The 16,703-nt window shown below is 64.3% G+C and carries 16 protein-coding genes; 11 read left to right on the top strand and 5 right to left on the bottom strand.

Features of this window, described 5'->3' with window-relative positions:
• Nucleotides 1-432 precede the first annotated feature (432 nt).
• Both pssA and GQB03_RS03500 read left to right on the top strand, forming a co-directional pair.
• Entirely contained in the window at nt 433-1,224 is a 792-nt protein-coding gene (gene pssA / locus GQB03_RS03505) for a CDP-diacylglycerol--serine O-phosphatidyltransferase (RefSeq protein WP_159684481.1), read from the top strand.
• A 205-nt stretch (nt 1,225-1,429) separates the two neighbouring features.
• Nucleotides 1,430-2,965 carry a 2-isopropylmalate synthase gene (locus tag GQB03_RS03500; protein WP_159684479.1) on the top strand — a complete coding sequence of 512 codons (1,536 nt, stop codon included), beginning with the start codon at nt 1,430-1,432 and terminating at the stop codon, nt 2,963-2,965.
• A 55-nt stretch (nt 2,966-3,020) separates the two neighbouring features.
• On the opposite strand, the gene GQB03_RS03495 is transcribed toward GQB03_RS03500, so the two are convergent.
• Complete coding sequence (locus GQB03_RS03495; protein ID WP_235026924.1) at nt 3,021-3,383, bottom strand: DUF2069 domain-containing protein; 363 nt, start codon at nt 3,381-3,383, stop codon at nt 3,021-3,023.
• Nucleotides 3,380-3,970: an NAD(P)H:quinone oxidoreductase gene (gene wrbA / locus GQB03_RS03490; protein ID WP_159684476.1), complete on the bottom strand. Its 591-nt coding sequence runs from the start codon at nt 3,968-3,970 to the stop codon at nt 3,380-3,382. Before wrbA ends, GQB03_RS03495 begins: the two co-directional genes overlap by 4 nt.
• Before the next feature lie 56 nt (nt 3,971-4,026).
• Here wrbA and GQB03_RS03485 point away from each other — a divergent pair, with 56 nt between their 5' ends.
• On the top strand, nt 4,027-5,271 hold the full coding sequence (locus GQB03_RS03485) for a YihY family inner membrane protein (RefSeq protein WP_159684473.1): 1,245 nt from the start codon (nt 4,027-4,029) through the stop codon (nt 5,269-5,271).
• Here GQB03_RS03485 and GQB03_RS03480 read toward each other — a convergent pair.
• Entirely contained in the window at nt 5,259-6,728 is a 1,470-nt protein-coding gene (locus GQB03_RS03480; RefSeq protein ID WP_159684471.1) for a hypothetical protein, read from the bottom strand. The genes GQB03_RS03485 and GQB03_RS03480 overlap by 13 nt on opposite strands.
• Nucleotides 6,729-6,917: 189 nt before the next feature.
• Between GQB03_RS03480 and rpsP the strand changes: the two genes are divergently transcribed.
• From rpsP to rplS, 4 genes are read left to right on the top strand one after another with little or no spacing between them, the layout of a single operon-like run.
• Nucleotides 6,918-7,166 (top strand): 30S ribosomal protein S16, encoded by a 249-nt coding sequence (gene rpsP, locus GQB03_RS03475; protein WP_159684468.1) that lies wholly within the window; start codon nt 6,918-6,920, stop codon nt 7,164-7,166.
• Between the two features lie 26 nt (nt 7,167-7,192).
• Nucleotides 7,193-7,699 (top strand): ribosome maturation factor RimM, encoded by a 507-nt coding sequence (gene rimM, locus GQB03_RS03470; protein WP_159684465.1) that lies wholly within the window; start codon nt 7,193-7,195, stop codon nt 7,697-7,699.
• On the top strand, nt 7,681-8,550 hold the full coding sequence (trmD, locus tag GQB03_RS03465; protein ID WP_159684462.1) for a tRNA (guanosine(37)-N1)-methyltransferase TrmD: 870 nt from the start codon (nt 7,681-7,683) through the stop codon (nt 8,548-8,550). Before rimM ends, trmD begins: the two co-directional genes overlap by 19 nt.
• 21 nt (nt 8,551-8,571) lie before the next feature.
• Nucleotides 8,572-8,955 carry a 50S ribosomal protein L19 gene (gene rplS / locus GQB03_RS03460; protein ID WP_159684459.1) on the top strand — a complete coding sequence of 128 codons (384 nt, stop codon included), beginning with the start codon at nt 8,572-8,574 and terminating at the stop codon, nt 8,953-8,955.
• Nucleotides 8,956-9,040: 85 nt separating this feature from the next.
• On the opposite strand, the gene lptG is transcribed toward rplS, so the two are convergent.
• A complete protein-coding gene (gene lptG, locus GQB03_RS03455; RefSeq protein WP_159685205.1) occupies nt 9,041-10,117 on the bottom strand; it encodes an LPS export ABC transporter permease LptG in 1,077 nt (358 codons plus the stop codon).
• Nucleotides 10,111-11,196 (bottom strand): LPS export ABC transporter permease LptF, encoded by a 1,086-nt coding sequence (lptF, locus tag GQB03_RS03450; protein ID WP_159684456.1) that lies wholly within the window; start codon nt 11,194-11,196, stop codon nt 10,111-10,113. Before lptF ends, lptG begins: the two co-directional genes overlap by 7 nt.
• Before the next feature lie 108 nt (nt 11,197-11,304).
• On the opposite strand from lptF, the gene GQB03_RS03445 reads away from it, so the two are divergent.
• The 4 genes from GQB03_RS03445 to GQB03_RS03430 all read left to right on the top strand — a co-directional run bounded on the left by GQB03_RS03445 (nt 11,305) and on the right by GQB03_RS03430 (nt 16,679).
• Entirely contained in the window at nt 11,305-12,804 is a 1,500-nt protein-coding gene (locus GQB03_RS03445) for a leucyl aminopeptidase (RefSeq protein WP_159684454.1), read from the top strand.
• Nucleotides 12,805-12,818: 14 nt separating this feature from the next.
• A complete protein-coding gene (locus tag GQB03_RS03440; RefSeq protein ID WP_159684451.1) occupies nt 12,819-13,250 on the top strand; it encodes a DNA polymerase III subunit chi in 432 nt (143 codons plus the stop codon).
• Nucleotides 13,247-13,705, top strand: a complete 459-nt coding sequence (locus GQB03_RS03435; RefSeq protein ID WP_159684449.1) for a hypothetical protein — start codon at nt 13,247-13,249, stop codon at nt 13,703-13,705. Before GQB03_RS03440 ends, GQB03_RS03435 begins: the two co-directional genes overlap by 4 nt.
• A 94-nt stretch (nt 13,706-13,799) precedes the next feature.
• Complete coding sequence (locus GQB03_RS03430) at nt 13,800-16,679, top strand: valine--tRNA ligase (RefSeq protein ID WP_159684446.1); 2,880 nt, start codon at nt 13,800-13,802, stop codon at nt 16,677-16,679.
• Nucleotides 16,680-16,703: the final 24 nt, after the last annotated feature.

Genomic DNA, 16,703 nt, shown 5'->3' with positions numbered 1-16,703 from the left:
CTGCGCAGTGCCTGCAAGTTCGGGCAATCGACTCGATGCGCCGCGCAGCTGCGACCAGCACTGACAGAGTCTCTTGCCGAAAGCGCCGCGGCCCGCTTGCAGCAGCCGGCGAGGTCTGTACTCAGCGTGCGGAACCCGACCGCCACAATCGTCGCTGCTGCGCCGACGGCTGCGGCCCTTGGCACCACGGCAACGATGGCCGCGCTCGCAATGCACCGCCCAGGCGAAGTCCTGCGCCGTGGCAGCGCGCCGCAGGCCGACTACCCACCCCTGCCGGGTCAACGCGCAGAGCGTGTGGTCCACAGAGCCCCCGGGTCATTCTGTTCCGGCCATCCCGATCGGCCAGCTGGCGCGATGGCGGGACTTGGCGCATCGGCGGCGGCCGGAAGGAGTACAATTCGGAGCCCTGCACATTCGCGGTGACCACCTCGCATGGCCCACACGCCCCGTACTCCGCTCCTCAGTCCCGACCGCCGCCGCCGGGGCATCTACATCCTCCCCAACCTGTTCACCACCGCCGCGCTGTTTGCCGGCTTCTATGCCATCGTGCAGGCCATGAACCAGCGCTTCGAATATGCCGCGGTCGCGATTTTCGTGGCCATGGTGCTCGATGGCCTGGACGGGAGGGTGGCCCGGCTTACCCGCACTCAGAGCGAGTTCGGCGCCGAATACGATTCGCTCTCCGACATGGTGTCCTTCGGTGCCGCACCCGCTCTGGTGATCTACGAGTGGGCGCTGCGCGGCTTGGGCAAGGTCGGCTGGATCGCCGCATTCATCTACTGCGCCGGCGCGGCGCTGCGCCTGGCCCGCTTCAACACCAACATCGACGTGGTGGACAAGCGCTATTTCCAGGGCCTCCCCAGCCCCGCTGCGGCGGCGCTCATCGCGGGCCTGGTTTGGGTCGGGATCGACAACGGCTTCCATGGCCCCGACCTGAGATGGTTTGCCTGTTTCCTCACCATCTTTGCCGGCCTCACCATGGTGAGCAACGTGCTCTACTACAGCGGCAAGGAAATCAACCTTCGCCGCAGCGTGCCGTTCTTTGCGGTGCTGACGATCATGCTCGCCTTTGCGCTGGTGTCGATCGACCCCGCGCTGGTGCTCTTCATGCTCTTTCTTTGCTACGCCGCATCGGGCTATGTCATGGCCGCGCTGCGCTGGCGGCGCGAGCGTTCGGCGCCCAGCGAGCCCGAACGCGAAGAGCCCGGCGACAAGATTGCCTGAGCACCACGACTCGCTTATATTTCGACGCATGAAGCGCAGCCATGCCGCACCGCCGGACTCACCGATACCCCGCCGCATGCAACCGTCCCTTGCTGCGCTCGGCGCAGCGGCACGCAAGTTCACTACCCTGATCGCGACACACCGGCCCGCCCGGCACTGAGCGCCCCTGAAGAGTCGCTGCGGGAAGCCCCCCGAGGAGCAACAGATGAAAGACCAACTGATCATTTTCGACACCACACTGCGGGACGGCGAGCAGAGCCCTGGCGCCTCGATGACCCGTGAAGAAAAGCTTCGCATCGCCCGCCAACTCGAGCGGATGCGGGTGAATGTGATCGAGGCAGGCTTCTCGGCAGCATCGAACGGTGACTTCGAGGCGGTCAAGAGCATTGCCGAGTCGATCAAGGAATCCACCGTCTGCTCGCTGGCCCGCGCCAACGAGAACGATATCCGGCGTGCCGGCGAGTCGATCCGGCCGGCCGCGATGGGGCGCATCCACACTTTCATCGCCACCAGCCCGATCCACATGGAGAAGAAACTCCGCATGAGCCCCGACCAGGTCGTCGAGCAGGCCGTCAAGGCGATCGGCTGGGCGCGGGAATTCACCGATGACGTGGAGTTCTCGGCGGAAGATGCGGGCCGGTCGGAAATCGATTTCCTGTGTCGCATCTTCGAGGCGGTGATCAAGGCCGGTGCCAAGACCATCAACGTGCCAGATACGGTCGGCTACAACGTGCCCGAGCAATATGCGAACACGATCCGCACCCTGATCGAGCGGGTTCCGGGCTCCGACAAGGTAGTCTGGTCGGTGCATTGCCACAACGATCTCGGCCTTGCCGTTTCCAACTCGCTGGCAGCGGTGATGGCAGGCGCCCGCCAGGTCGAATGCACCATCAACGGCCTGGGCGAACGCGCCGGCAACGCCTCGCTCGAAGAGATCGTGATGGCAGTGCGCACCCGCGCCGACGTCTTCCCGGTCGAGAGCAGGGTCGATGCGACCCAGATCGTCCCCGCCTCCAAACTGGTGTCGCAGATCACCGGCTATCCGGTCCAGCCGAACAAGGCCATCGTCGGCGCCAACGCCTTCGCTCACGAATCGGGCATCCACCAGGACGGCGTGCTCAAGCATCGTGAAACCTACGAGATCATGCGTGCCGAGGATGTGGGCTGGAATGCCAACAAGCTCGTGCTCGGCAAGCACTCCGGCCGCAATGCCTTCCGCAGCCGCCTCGATGCGCTGGGCATCAACATGGCGTCCGAAGAGCATCTCAATCACGCCTTTGCGCGCTTCAAGGAACTCGCCGACAAGAAGCACGAGATCTTCGACGAGGATCTGCAGGCGCTGGTATCGGACGAATCGGTCACGCCGGAGATGGAGCACTATCGCTTGCTGGCCTCGCGCTTCCACTCCGAGACCGGCGAGACGCCGCAGGCCCAGATCACGCTGTCGGTGGGCGGCACCGAGACGCGCGCCTCATCGGACGGCTCTGGGCCGGTCGACGCGGCCTTCAAGGCGATCGAAACGGTGGCGAAGAGTGGAACCGAACTGTTGCTCTACTCGGTCAATGCAATCACCACGGGCACCGACGCCCAGGGCGAAGTCACCGTGCGGCTGGCCCGTGACGGCAAGGTGGTCAACGGCCAAGGCGCCGATACAGACATCATCGTCGCCTCCGCCAAGGCCTACCTCAACGCGCTCAACAAGCTGCACAGCAAGTTCGAGAAGCTCAACCCGCAGGTTTGAGCGCAGCCGACACGACCCGAAGTGACAGGGGGAGCTTCACGCTCCCCTCTTTCATTCATCCTGCTGCCTTCTGACGCGATGGCGCGCTTTGTCTCGCGTAGAGCACGACGGCAACGAACAACAGCACCGAAAGGACGGCTTCGGCAAGCGCAAGCTTGCCGCTCAGACCGGGGTCGGACGCGCGGACGACACCTTCAGTGAAATACAACAGGATGAACATCGACATCCATTGGTAAGTGTAGCGGCGTTCCCGCAGGATTCCGAACAGCGGCACCAGCAGCAACGCCCCCTTGAGCACCATCCACGACCCGCCGGGCCGCAGCGGCGCAAGCCACATTTCCCAACTCACGCATAGCACGATCAGTGCCAGCAGCAGCGCGCTCGACAGCCATGCGAGCACTTTGGTCGAGGGCATCATGCGAGCCTCGCCGCGGTCTCTGCGAGCCGGCGCCCGAGCGCGCGGGCAAGACGCTGCTCATGGGGCGAAAGCGTCGGATCGCCATCGGCACCTGATACGTGGGTTGCGCCATAAGGCGTTCCACCCGAGGAAGTGGTCAACAGGTCGGCCTCCGTGTAGGGCAAGCCGACCATCAGCATTCCGTGGTGAAGCAGAGGAATCATCATCGACAGCAAGGTTGCCTCCTGACCGCCGTGCAGGCTGCCGGTGGAAGAAAAGACACAGGCCGGTTTGCCCGCCAGCTCCCCCGAGTGCCAGACGCTGCCGGTCCCGTCGAGAAAATACTTGAGCGGCGCAGCCATGTTGCCGAAGCGCGTCGGGCTGCCGAGCGCCAGACCAACACATTCGCGGAGATCGCGAAGCTCGGCGTAGGGCGGCCCATTGCCCGGGATGGCGGGCTCGACAGCCTCGCAATTCGTCGATATCCGGGGTACCGTTCGCACCCGTGCGGCCATGCCCGCAACCTGCTCGACACCCGCCGCGACCTCCTCGGCGAGCGCAGCCACCGAGCCTCGATGGCTGTAGTAGAGGACAAGGATTTCGTTCATTGTGCACTGCGTTAGCTAGAATTACGGGATTATAGCGAAGCCTGACCCCTCACCCGATGATTCCCGCCCCCCCTCCGGACGCCCCACTGCAGCAGCTGCTCGGCTTCGCGCGCCTGCTTCGCGACCGCATGGTGGCGGCACGCTGCCCCCAGGTGGCAAGCAGTCTGGCCTTCACCACCCTGCTCTCGCTGGTTCCCCTGCTTACCGTGGGCTTGGTGATCTTCGGGCACATGCCCGGGGTGCAGGGCATCAGCGACGCCCTGCGCAGCTTCATGCTCGACACGCTGCTGCCGGAAAAGGCCGGTCAGATCATCGCCACCTACGCATTCCAGTTCTCGCAGAAGGCGGCCAACCTTACCCTCATCGGCACGCTGCTGGTGGTCGTCACCGCGTTGATGCTGATGCTCACCATCGACAAGGCGTTCAATCAGATCTGGGCCGTCGCCCATCCGCGCCCTCTGCTCTCGAGACTCACGATCTACTGGGTCGGCCTGACCCTCGGCCCGCTCGCGCTGGCCGCGGGCATCTTCGCCAGCTCTCAGCTGTTGAGCTTTTCACTCGGGTTGATCAGCGAGGCGCAGTGGCTGCACGCTGCCTCGCTGCGCGTCATGACGCTGTTGCTGCTCGCTGCCGTCTTCAGCCTCATGTACCACGGCCTTCCGAACCGACCGGTCAGGGTCGCTCATGCAATCATGGGCGGCGTGTTCAGCGCCGTGGCACTGGCCGGCATGCAGCGCCTGTTCGGCGCCTACATCGGACACTTCACCGCCTACACGCTGATATACGGCACCTTCGCGGCACTCCCCATTTTCCTGCTATGGCTTTATCTTTCCTGGCTGATCGTCCTGATCGGTGCCGCGATTGTCGCCGTGCTGCCCGATGCTGCGTTCAACATGTCGAACCGCGACCGCTTTCCGGGCGACGCGCTGCTGGACAGTCTGCAGGTCATGGCGCGACTGCGCGTCGCCCAGCAACGCGGAGAAACGCCGGAAACCGGACAGATCGCGAACGACACCGGCCTCTCGCTCGCGGATACCGAGGCACGCCTGGAGGACCTGAACCTCGCAGGCTGGGTCGCCAACACCGATCGACTCGGCTGGGTCCTGACCATCCGCTGCGAGAACGTTCGACTGGGGCAGGTGTTGCAGGCCCTTAGCGTTTCACCGAAGGGCCTGCGCTCGCGCGGCGGGCAGCTTGGTCCTGCCCTCGCGGAGCGCATCGAGCAACTGGCCGACGACCCGCTCGCCGACTCGCTTGACCGCCTGCTCGACACCGCATCGACGGGCAATCAGATCGGGTAGGGATCAACCTCGAACTGGAACAGCTCGACACTCGTGGTTTGCATGTCGAGGCTCAGCAGTCTTCCCTGCGCCACGTAAAGACGGGCACCTTCGTGCAGCAGTACGAAGCGCCTCGAAGTATAGGTTCCCAAAGGCGCAAGGATCGCCTGATGGCGCCGGACCGCCTCGAGCGGCGGCAGCACCAGCGCACGCACCGGCCCTGCAGCCGACGCCCCGGTCCTGAACGCGATACGCACCGGGATGCCGGCCAGCGAAACCAGCTGCAGCCCAAGCTCCAGCTGATCGGGCGTCTCGCTGCGCACCCAACGGACTACGCAGATCGACCAGGGTTGATCTGTGTTCTTTCGTAGGGCGATCGGCATCCCCGAGGTCAGCGTATCGGCCACGCCCGAAAGGCGCATGATCGCATATCCCCCGGGGCTCTCGTTCTGGACCGTCCATTCGGCAAGGCGGCCGGCCGACGCGGGATCCGACAGCCGTCGCCAGATCGGATTCAGCCCAATGCACACCTGAACCGAGTACTCGCTCCTCCGCCGGGCCTGTTCACGCCTGGGCGGCATCGCCCATCGTTCGCGCAGTCGCCGATAAAGCGAAAGGCGCACGGCATCGACTCCAACATCCCACGCGTTTGCGTTCTCATCCGGCTCTTGTTCGCCGAGCGAATCGAGCAAGGTGGTGAGATGGTGTCCCAGCGGCACCGCCGAGAAAAAACCCAACCCGTCCACCGGCGGCGGCTCGCGACGCACGATCGGAACCGGCGGCGTGTCCTGTGCATAGTCGATCCAGAAATTCGACTGTGCCGCTTCGCCGGCCGCGACGCCAACCGTGGCCATACATGCCATCTCGTCCAGCAGCGCGTATGCCTGTTGGAGTTCCGTGGAAGTAAAGCCCTCGGGCTGCAACGTATTGATGGCCAACAGGCGCTTGTACGAGGCCACCGCACTATTGTGACGCTCCGGCTCACCGGCCGAGACGCCCGACGGACAAGCCGAATGAAACAGACCATGTGCCAGCAGCCAGAAGCCGTAAGGAGGCGAACAACCCGCCAGACAACAGATCTCGTAGGCCTCGACCAACAAGGCAAGCCCGCGGGCAACCACCTCATCGTCACGCCGGAAACCGGAAAGGAAACCGGATCGTCCTTCCCGCGTCGCCCCGCTACAGGCCCTGGCAGTCGCCACCAGGGTCTCGACGGCGATCTGCTGCAGGGCATGCAGATCGTGCGGAAGAGGCAGTGCAACGCCGACGAGTTGCGATACCACCCGGTCCGATTCGCCGGAAAGATCATCGGCGAGCACCTTGAGATCGTCCCCTGCGGCCCGCGAGCCCGGCAAAAGATCGATACGCTGTCGGAGCTGCTGGAGCTCGCTGGCCAGCCCGTCGGAGGCTGCGGCCTCGCCGGCATTCCCCCCGACGGAGCCGAGCGAATCGTTATCAGGCTTTGACGAGAGAGACATCCGCGGACACACGCTTTCCGTTTATTCGGTCCCGCGCATTCTATATTGTCGGAGGTGCCGGCAACAGCCCGCGATCGAATCCCCCTGACCGGTCGGACATCTGTATCCACCGCTATGGGGTGGCTTGTTCTCCGGCATGTTTTCCCGTATCCTTGCTCGTTTTCCGAAAACCCGGATCAGGACTACACGATGGTTGTCATTCGCCTTGCCCGCAGCGGCGCCAAGAAGCGCCCGTTCTTCAACATCGTCGCCGCCGATTCTCGCAATCGTCGTGACGGCCGCTTCATCGAGCGCGTCGGTTTCTACAACCCGATGGCGTCCGGCAAAGAAATTCCGCTCACCATCAACGCCGAGCGTCTTGCCCACTGGCAGCAGAACGGCGCGCAGCTGTCGCCGACCGTAGCCCGTCTCGTCAAAGGCGCCGCCAAGGCCGCCTGAAGCAGACAGATTCCGTCCGGGCCGAGATGATAGTACTGGGGCGCATCGTCGCCCCTTTCGGCATTCAGGGCTGGGTGAAAATCCACCCCTTCGGCGACGATCCGCTGTCGTGGCGCAAGATGTCGCACTGGTGGCTATGCGCCGATGCCGATGCGCCGGAAACCGAATGGAAGGCATATCGCCTCAAGGCATGCAGGGCGCAGGGTCGCTCGCTCGTCGCAGCATTTGACGAGTTGCCCGACAGGAATGCGGCGGAAGCCGTGGAACAGATGTACGTCGGTGCACCGCGCGAAGCACTGCCTGCCACCGGCAAGGATGAGTATTACTGGGCTGATCTGACCGGCCTTGCAGTACGCAATCTGGCTGGCGAAGCGCTCGGCACGGTTGCCGGTCTCATGGAAACCGGCGCGCATGCAGTGCTGCAGGTCCAGGAGGGCGAGGAGGAAAGGTTGATTCCTTTCGTCGAAGCCTTCATCAAGGAAGTGGATGTACCCGCGGGTGTGATTCACGTGGAATGGGAAAAGGACTGGTGACGGCGACCGGCAGACGGCGCTACGACATCATCACCCTCTTTCCGGAGATGTTCGGGGCGTTGACCGGCAGCGGTATCACGCGGCGCGCCCTCGAAAGGGATCTCTACCGGCTCGACTGCTGGAATCCGCGGGACTTTGCCACTGACCGGCACCGCACCGTGGATGACCGGCCCTACGGGGGCGGCCCCGGCATGGTGATGCTGGTCGAACCGCTGGAAATGGCGATTCAGGCGGCGAAGACCGCGCAGTTACAGGCCGGCGTGCCGGCAGGAAGGGTGATCTACCTCTCGCCCCAGGGGCGCAGGCTGGATCACGGCAAGGTGATGGAACTGGTGGCGGAGCCGTCGCTGGTGTTGCTTTGCGGACGTTATGAAGGCATCGACCAGCGGCTTATCGACCGCTGCGTGGATGAAGAAATATCTCTCGGCGATTTCGTGCTGTCGGGAGGCGAATTACCGGCCATGGTGCTGCTCGACGCGATTGTCCGGCAGTTGCCGGGGGCTCTGGGCGATGCCGACTCGGCGGTGGAGGATTCCTTCGTCGACGGGCTCCTCGACTGCCCCCACTACACCCGGCCGGAGGTGTATCGGGACATGCCGGTTCCCCCGGTTCTGCTCTCGGGCAACCACGCCGAAATCCGGCGCTGGCGCCTGCAGCAGTCGCTGGGGCGGACCGAGGCCCGGCGGCCGGACCTGCTGACGGGTCGGGCGCTGGGCAAACAGGAATTGCGCCTGCTTGAGACTTTCAGGCAGACACAATCCGCTGCAGCCCCCGCAAGGGGAGCGGCAACGGAAACACAAACGGAGGCATCAGGTGGCGACCTGCTCTGCCCCAAGGCCAGCGGCCACTGACTTTTTGACAGGAGTTACGCAATGAATCTGATTCAGCAACTCGAGCAGGAAGAGATTTCCCGCCTGACCCAGGACAAGCCGATTCCCGAATTCGCCCCCGGCGACACGGTGATCGTCCAGGTGAAGGTCAAGGAAGGTACGCGCGAGCGTCTCCAGGCCTATGAAGGCGTGGTGATCGCCAAGCGCAACCGCGGTCTCAACTCCAGCTTCATCGTCCGCAAGATCTCTTCGGGCGAAGGCGTGGAGCGCACGTTCCAGACCTACTCGCCGCTGGTCGCCAGCATCGAGGTCAAGCGCCGCGGTGATGTGCGTCGCGCCAAGCTGTACTATCTCCGTCAGCGTTCCGGCAAGTCGGCACGTATCAAGGAAAAGCTGGACTTCAAACGCAAGAAAGCCGTTTCCTGATCCGGGAAATCCGCTTTGCTGCGAACGGGGCGCCTCACGGGGCGCCCCGTTTTTTGTGCCCGCCAAAACGCCGCGGCAGCCTCGATCAGCGTCGTTCCTGAAGCCACAGCATCACGCCCGCAGCACACAGGAACAGCAGGCTCGGCGTCAGCGCCGCAACCGGTGCAGGCCAAGCGTTGATGACCCCGAGGTTCGAGAACAGCCCGTTGAGCAGATGAAACCCGATGCCCAGCATCACGCCGAGGAAGACCTTGAGGCTGACGCCGCCCATGCGGTCGTGACCGTAGGCGAAGGGCAAGGCCAGCGCGAGCATCACCAGGGCCGCCAGCGGGTAGGCCAGCTTCTTCCACAGCGCAATCTCGTAACGGTCCGCTTTCTGGCCGTTTTCCTTGAGATGAGCGACATAGGCATAGAGGGTGCTCACCGACATGCGCTCGGGCACAACCATCAGCACACTGAGGACCTCGGGCGTCAGTTCCGATTTCCAGTACAGCTCGTCGAGTTGCTCGACGCGCGTCGAGGTCTTTTCGAATACCGTCCGCGCAACGCGGCTGAGCTTCCAGCCGGCCGCCCCCTCGTATTGACCGGTCGCCGCGTCTGCGATGGATCGCAGGGCGTGATCATCATCGAATTCGTAGACACGGACATCCTTCAGGGTGCGGTCCGGCAACAAGGTACGAACGTTTACGAAGAGCGCACCATCACGAATCCACAGACCGCTCGACAGCTCCTGCGAAACGTTCGAGCGGGTCGCCGTGAGGCGCCACTGTTGCGCTGCCCGCTCGGCCGGCGGCGCAACATATTCGCCGAACACGAAGGTCGCGATCACGAACAGCGAGCCGATCGCGGCAAGCACACCCAGCGCCCTTGCGGTGGACAGTCCCGACGCCCGCATGACCGTGATCTCGGAGTTGCGCGCCAGCGTGGTCAGCGCGTAGAGCGAGCCGATCAGCACCGCAATCGGAAGCAGCTCATAAACCCGGCCCGGCACCAGCAAGAGCACATACACCAGCGCGTGATGCATCTGGTAGCCGTCCTTGCCGACGCTATCGAGCTCGTTGAGCAGATCGAAAAAGCCGAACAGACCGAGGAACGCCACCAGCACTCCGCCCGTCGCGACATAGATCTGGCTTGCCAGGTAGCGGGTCAGCACCTTCATGATGATGTCCGCCTGCGCCAGATCGAAAGCAGCGACAGCCGCTTGTAGAACAAGGCCCCCAGCAGCAACAGGACCAGGAGGTGAGGAATCCACAGGGCGAGCGCGAAACTGATCTTGCCCTGGGTCACCCAGGCCTGGGCGATGCTGATCGCATTCGTGTACACCAGATACGTAAGAATCGCCGCGATCAGGTTGTTGGTACGGCCTGCCCGAGGGTTGACGAAGGACATCGGGATCGCCAGCAGGGACAGCAGCAGGGCAGCCACCGGCGTCCCGATACGCGCCAGCAGTTCGCCCCTGTTGGCAGGTACCGGCTGTTCGACGAGCTCACGAAGCGTCAACATGCGTGGTTTCTGCGGCGGCTCGACAGCCGCGCGGTCCTGAATACGTACCGCGTATCGCTCGAACTCCATCACGCGGTAATCGGCCGTTCCCGGCGTGCCCTCGTAGCGCCGCCCGTTCTCGAGCACCACGAAACGCTGCCCCTGCTCATCGGTACGCAGGAAGCCCTCCGCCGAAACCATCACGCCGAGCCGGCCCTGCTGCATCGAACTCACGAACACATTACGCACCCGGCCGTCATCTCCCGCCCCGATCTCGACGAAGAACACCCGCTCGCCACGTGCCGACTCGCGAAATACGCCTGGCGCCACGCGCGAGGCATCGTCGCGGCTGGTACTGCGCTCCCGATATTCGACACTCTTGAGCTGGGCCCATGGGGCGATGACCAGCGTGGCGGCGGCGATCACGACGACCAAAGGCAGTGAGAACTTCAACACCGGCCTGATCCAGGCGGTGAGCGGCACGCCGGAGGCAAACCACACCACCATTTCCGAATCACGGTAGCTGCGCGACAAGGTGGTGAGGATGGCGATGAACAGGGTCAGCGAGAGCACGATCGGCAACTGTGCAAGGGCCCCAAAGCCGATCAGCGCAAGCACCGCATCGGACGGCAGACGCCCCCCCGCCGCCTGGCCAAGCAGGCGGATGAGAACGGTGGAAATAAGGATCGCAAACAGCGCGACGAATACCGCAGCCGCAGTGTTGGCGAATTCGCGCTGGGCGGCGCGCTCGAAGATCATCGCGCGAAAAACCGTCGGGTCGGAGCTTAAGGGCAGCTTTTGACGACACCCAATCATGCGGCCATAATCGCCGAAGGCCCGATTGACGCGTCATTCCAAGGAACAGCGATGGAATTTACCATAAAGACCAGTAGCCCGGAAAAACTCAAAACCGGCTGCCTCGTCGTCGGCGTGTTCGCCGACAAGGAACTCAGCCCCGCTGCCGCGGCGCTCGACAAGGCGTGCAAAGGCGCAATCGGCGCGATCATCGGTCAGGGCGATCTCGACGAAAAGGCCGGCAGTACGTTGATGCTGCACGCGGTACCCGGGCTGCTCTGTCAGCGCCTGCTGCTGGTATCGCTCGGCGCGGCCGACGGGCTCACCGACAAGACCTATCGTGACGCGATCAGCGCCAGTGCGAAGATCCTCGCCTCGGGCAGCGCAGAGGATGCTGCCTTTTGCCTGACCGACACCGAGGTCCCCGGGCGCGACATGGCGTGGAAGCTCAGTCAGGCCGCGCGACTGCTCAAGGACGCCACCTATCGCTTCGAGCTGCACAAGGCGAAGAAATCGGACAAGCCGGCCAAGGGCGCCCACAAACTGATTTTCGTTACCCGCCACAAGGTCAACGCCGCGATGGAAACCGCGATCACGCGTGGTCGCGCAACAGCCGAAGGGATGGCCCTGACCAAGGATCTCGGCAACCTTGCCGGCAACATCTGCACCCCCACCTATCTGGCCGACGCCGCCAGAAAGCTTGGCAAGGAATTCAAGCTCAAGGTGGAAGTGCTGGAACAGGCGCAGATGGAAAAGCTTGGCATGCACTCGCTGTTGTCGGTGGCGAAGGGCTCGGTCGAGCCACCCAAACTGATCGTCATGCAGTACAAGGGCGGCAAACCCAAGGAAAAGCCGGTGGTGCTCGTCGGCAAGGGCATCACCTTCGATACCGGCGGCATCTCGCTCAAGCCTGGCGCCGAGATGGACGAGATGAAGTACGACATGTGCGGTGCCGCCAGCGTTTTCGGCACGCTGCGTGCCGTGGCTCGCATGGCCTTGCCGATCAACGTCGTAGGCATCATTCCGGCCAGCGAAAACATGCCCGACGGCAAGGCCAGCAAGCCCGGTGATGTGGTCACGTCGATGTCCGGACAGACCATCGAGATTCTCAATACGGATGCCGAGGGCCGGCTGGTGCTGTGCGATGCGCTGACCTACGCGGAGCGCTTCGAGCCGGCCTGCGTGGTGGACATCGCGACCCTCACCGGGGCCTGCATCGTCGCCCTGGGCAAGATTCCGAGCGGTCTGATGGCGAACGACGACGAGCTTGCCGCGCAACTGCTCGCCTGCGGCCAGACCACCGGCGATCGCGCCTGGCAGCTGCCGTTGTGGGAGGAATACCAGGACCTGCTGAAGAGCAACTTTGCCGACATGGCCAACATCGGCGGACGCTTCGGCGGAGCGATCACCGCGGCCAGCTTCCTTGCCCGCTTTACCAAGGCGTACAAGTGGGCACACCTCGACATCGCGGGGACCGCGTGGCTTTCGGGGGATGCGAAGGGTGCGACCGGCCGCCCGGTACCGCTGCTCACCGAGTTCATCATCGGCCGTGCCGAGGGCAGGACCGGCTGAACGGCCGCATCCGCGTGACCGAGATCCACTTCTATCACAACGCCCCTGACCGGCTTGCCGCCGCGTGCCGCATTGCCCAGCGCGCCTGCGGCGCCGGGCGGCGGCTGGCGGTGCGCATCCCCGACACGACGCTCGCCCGTCGCTTCGACCAGTTGCTGTGGACTTTCGACCAGCTCGCCTTCGTCCCGCACGTGATGGCGGACTCGCCGCTCGCACCCGAAACTCCGATCGTGATCGGCCATGCCGAGGCAAAATGGCCGCATCACGACGTATTGCTCAACCTGGGAAACGACCTGCCCGCCGAGCACGCCGCGTTCTCGATGCTGATGGAAGTGGTCGGCCCCGACGATGCCGATCGCGCGGCGGCGCGCGAGCGCTGGCGCAGCTACAAGTCGGCCGGATTCGAGCCGATCCCACACGATCTCGCCAAGCGAGGTAGCGAATGAGCTTCCGCCCGCAAGACGAGCCTCCACTGCCGGAGGAGCTCGAGACCGCCGACCTGCTGCTCGGCAAGGCCGACGCGCTGATCCGTCGGCATCGAGGCGGCGACGACATTGACGATCTTCCGGTACTGACCGATGTCGTGGAACTCCCCGGCACGCCTGCCGCTGCAGGGCCACCTCCGGTTGCCGGTGCAGAGCCGGACGCCACCAACGCCGCCGGCACTGCGCTCGAGGCACGGATCGCCGAGCGCATAATCGAACTGGATGCCAGCATCCAGCGAAGCGTCGAGGAATGGCTCGCCGACGAGCTACCGCAGATCATCTCGCGCGAGTTCGACACCATGACGGACCGGATCCGCATCCAGGCACTGGCGCACATGCGTGCCACCCTGATCCCCGAGATTTCGGGCTGCATTGCACAAATGCTCGACGAGCTTCCGCAGGACATCCGCGACTAATCCCCTGCGGCGCAGCAATCGCCGCCGGAAGGGCCCTGCGGCTCCGCTATAATCCCGCCTTTGCCTTCACCGCCCCGACGGGGTTTACACGAGCATGGAACTGGCCAAGAGTTTTGAGCCGGCGGAGATCGAGCGCCGCTGGTACCCGGAATGGGAGTCGCGCGGATATTTCGACGCAGGCCTCGACAAGAGCAAGCAGGACGCCTTCTGCATCCTCCTCCCGCCACCCAATGTCACCGGCACGCTGCACATGGGTCATGGTTTCAACCAGACCATCATGGATGCCCTCACCCGCTTCCACCGCATGCGCGGCGACAACACCCTGTGGCAGCCGGGCACCGACCACGCCGGCATCGCCACACAGATCGTCGTCGAACGCCAGCTGGACGCTCAGGGCGTGAGCCGTCACGACCTCGGACGGGAAAAGTTCCTCGAGAAGGTGTGGGAGTGGAAGGAGTATTCCGGCGGCACCATCACCCGCCAGATGCGCCGTCTCGGCGCCAGCCCGGACTGGAAGCGCGAGCGCTTCACGATGGATGCGGGGCTCTCGAAGACGGTCACCGAAACCTTCGTACGGCTCTACAACGAAGGCCTCATCTACCGCGGCAAGCGGCTGGTCAACTGGGACCCGAAACTGGGCACCGCGGTGTCCGACCTCGAAGTGGTGCAGGAAGAGGAAGACGGCAAGCTGTGGCACATCCTCTATCCGTTTACCGAAGGCCCGATCGGTGAGCTCAAAGGCCTCACCGTCGCCACCACCCGCCCCGAGACCATGCTCGGCGACGTCGCGGTGATGGTGCACCCCGAGGACGAGCGCTACGCCCACCTAATCGGCAAGACGGTGCGACTGCCGCTCACCGAGCGCGACATCCCGGTCATTGCCGACGACTATGTCGAGCGCGAGTTCGGCACCGGCTGCGTCAAGGTCACGCCGGCGCACGACTTCAACGACTACGCGGTCGGCCAGCGTCACGGCCTCGACATGATCGTGATCCTCCGGCTCGACGGCAGCGTGCCGGCCGGTGCGGAGGTGTTCGACACCAAGGGCCAGAGCAAGGCCACGGTCGCGATGCCGACGAACATTGCCGGGCTCGACCGCGTCGACGCACGCAAGCAGGTGGTTGCCGATCTCGAATCGGCAGGCGTGCTGGTGGAGACCAAGGCCCACAAGCTGACCGTGCCGCGCGGCGACCGCACCAACGTGATCATCGAGCCGATGCTCACCGACCAGTGGTTCGTGGCCATGAGCAAGCCGGGCAAGGACGGCAAGAGCATCACCGAGCAGGCACTCGAATGCGTGGCCTCGGGCGAGATCAGGTTCTATCCCGAGAACTGGGTCAACACCTACAACCAGTGGCTCAACAACATCCAGGACTGGTGCATCTCGCGCCAGCTGTGGTGGGGTCACCAGATCCCCGCCTGGTATGGCGACGACGGCCGCTGCTGGGTGGCCCACGACGAGGTCGAGGCTGCCGCGCTGGCAGCTGCCGACGGCTACGCCGGCACACTCAACCGTGACGAGGACGTGCTCGACACCTGGTACTCGTCGGCACTGTGGCCCTTCTCGACGCTGGACTGGACCGCCGAGTGGCCGCAGAAGTCGAACGACGCGCTCGATCTCTACCTGCCCTCCACGGTGCTCGTCACCGGCTTCGACATCATCTTCTTCTGGGTTGCCCGGATGGTGATGATGACCAGGCATATCACCGGCAAGATCCCCTTCAAGCACGTCTATGTGCATGGCCTGATCCGCGATGCGGAAGGCCAGAAGATGTCCAAGTCGAAGGGCAACGTGCTCGACCCGATCGACCTGATCGACGGCATCTCGCTCGACGAACTCGTCGCCAAGCGCACCACCGGCCTGATGAACCCGAAGCAGGCCGCAAGCATCGAAAAGAAGACCCGCAAGGAGTTCCCGGACGGCATCCAGGCTTTCGGCACCGATGCGCTGCGCTTCACCTTTGCCTCGCTGGCCAGCCCGGGCCGTGACATCAAGTTCGACCTCGCCCGCTGCGAGGGCTACCGCAACTTCTGCAACAAGCTCTGGAACGCCACCCGCTTCGTGCTCATGAACACCCAGGAGCATGACTGCGGGCTCGACAACCACGACGCGGCGGCCTGCGAGGGCAGCTACCTCGACTTCAGCTTTGCCGACCGCTGGATCGTCTCGAAGCTGCAGCGCACCGAGGCCGAGGTCACCCAGCATTTCGCCGACTACCGCTTCGACCTGCTCTCCAAGGCGATCTACGAGTTCGTCTGGGACGAGTACTGCGACTGGTACCTCGAACTCGCCAAGGTACAGATCCAGAACGGCAACGAAGCGCAGCAGCGCGCCACGCGCCGCACCCTGCTGCGGGTGCTCGAGACGGTGTTGCGCCTGGCGCACCCGCTGATCCCCTTCATCACCGAAGAGCTGTGGCAGACCGTCGCGCCACTGGCCGGCCGCAAGGACACCGAGAGCCTCATGCAGGCGCGCTACCCCGCCGCCGACATGAGCCGCATCGATGAAGCGAGCGAGGCGAAGGTTGCCGAACTCAAGGCGATGACCTACGCCTGCCGTAACCTGCGCGGCGAGATGAACATTTCCCCCGCTCAGCGCCTGCCGCTCGTCGCCGCGGGCGAGGCCGCCGTGCTCAATGCCTACGCGCCCTACTTGGCCGGACTCGCCAAGCTTTCCGAGGTGAGCGTGGTCGACGAGATCAGCGCCGACGAGATGGCCCCGGTCTCGGTGGTCGGCTCGACGAGGCTGATGCTCAAGGTGGAGATCGACATCGCCGCCGAGCGCGAGCGCCTCGGCAAGGAAATCGCACGCCTCGAAGGTGAGATCACCAAGGCGCGGGCCAAGCTCGCCAACGAGAGCTTCGTCGCGCGCGCCCCCGAGGCGGTGGTCAACCAGGAGAAAGAGCGGCTCGCCGGCTTCTCCGCCACACTCGAGAAGCTGCGGCCCCAGCTGGAACGGCTCGCCGGCCGCTGAGCCAGACCCGCACGGCCGGCAGGA

Source organism: Cognatazoarcus halotolerans (genome assembly GCF_009800965.1).
GTDB lineage: Bacteria > Pseudomonadota > Gammaproteobacteria > Burkholderiales > Rhodocyclaceae > Cognatazoarcus > Cognatazoarcus halotolerans.
This window is presented reverse-complemented; position numbering and strand designations above follow the sequence as displayed.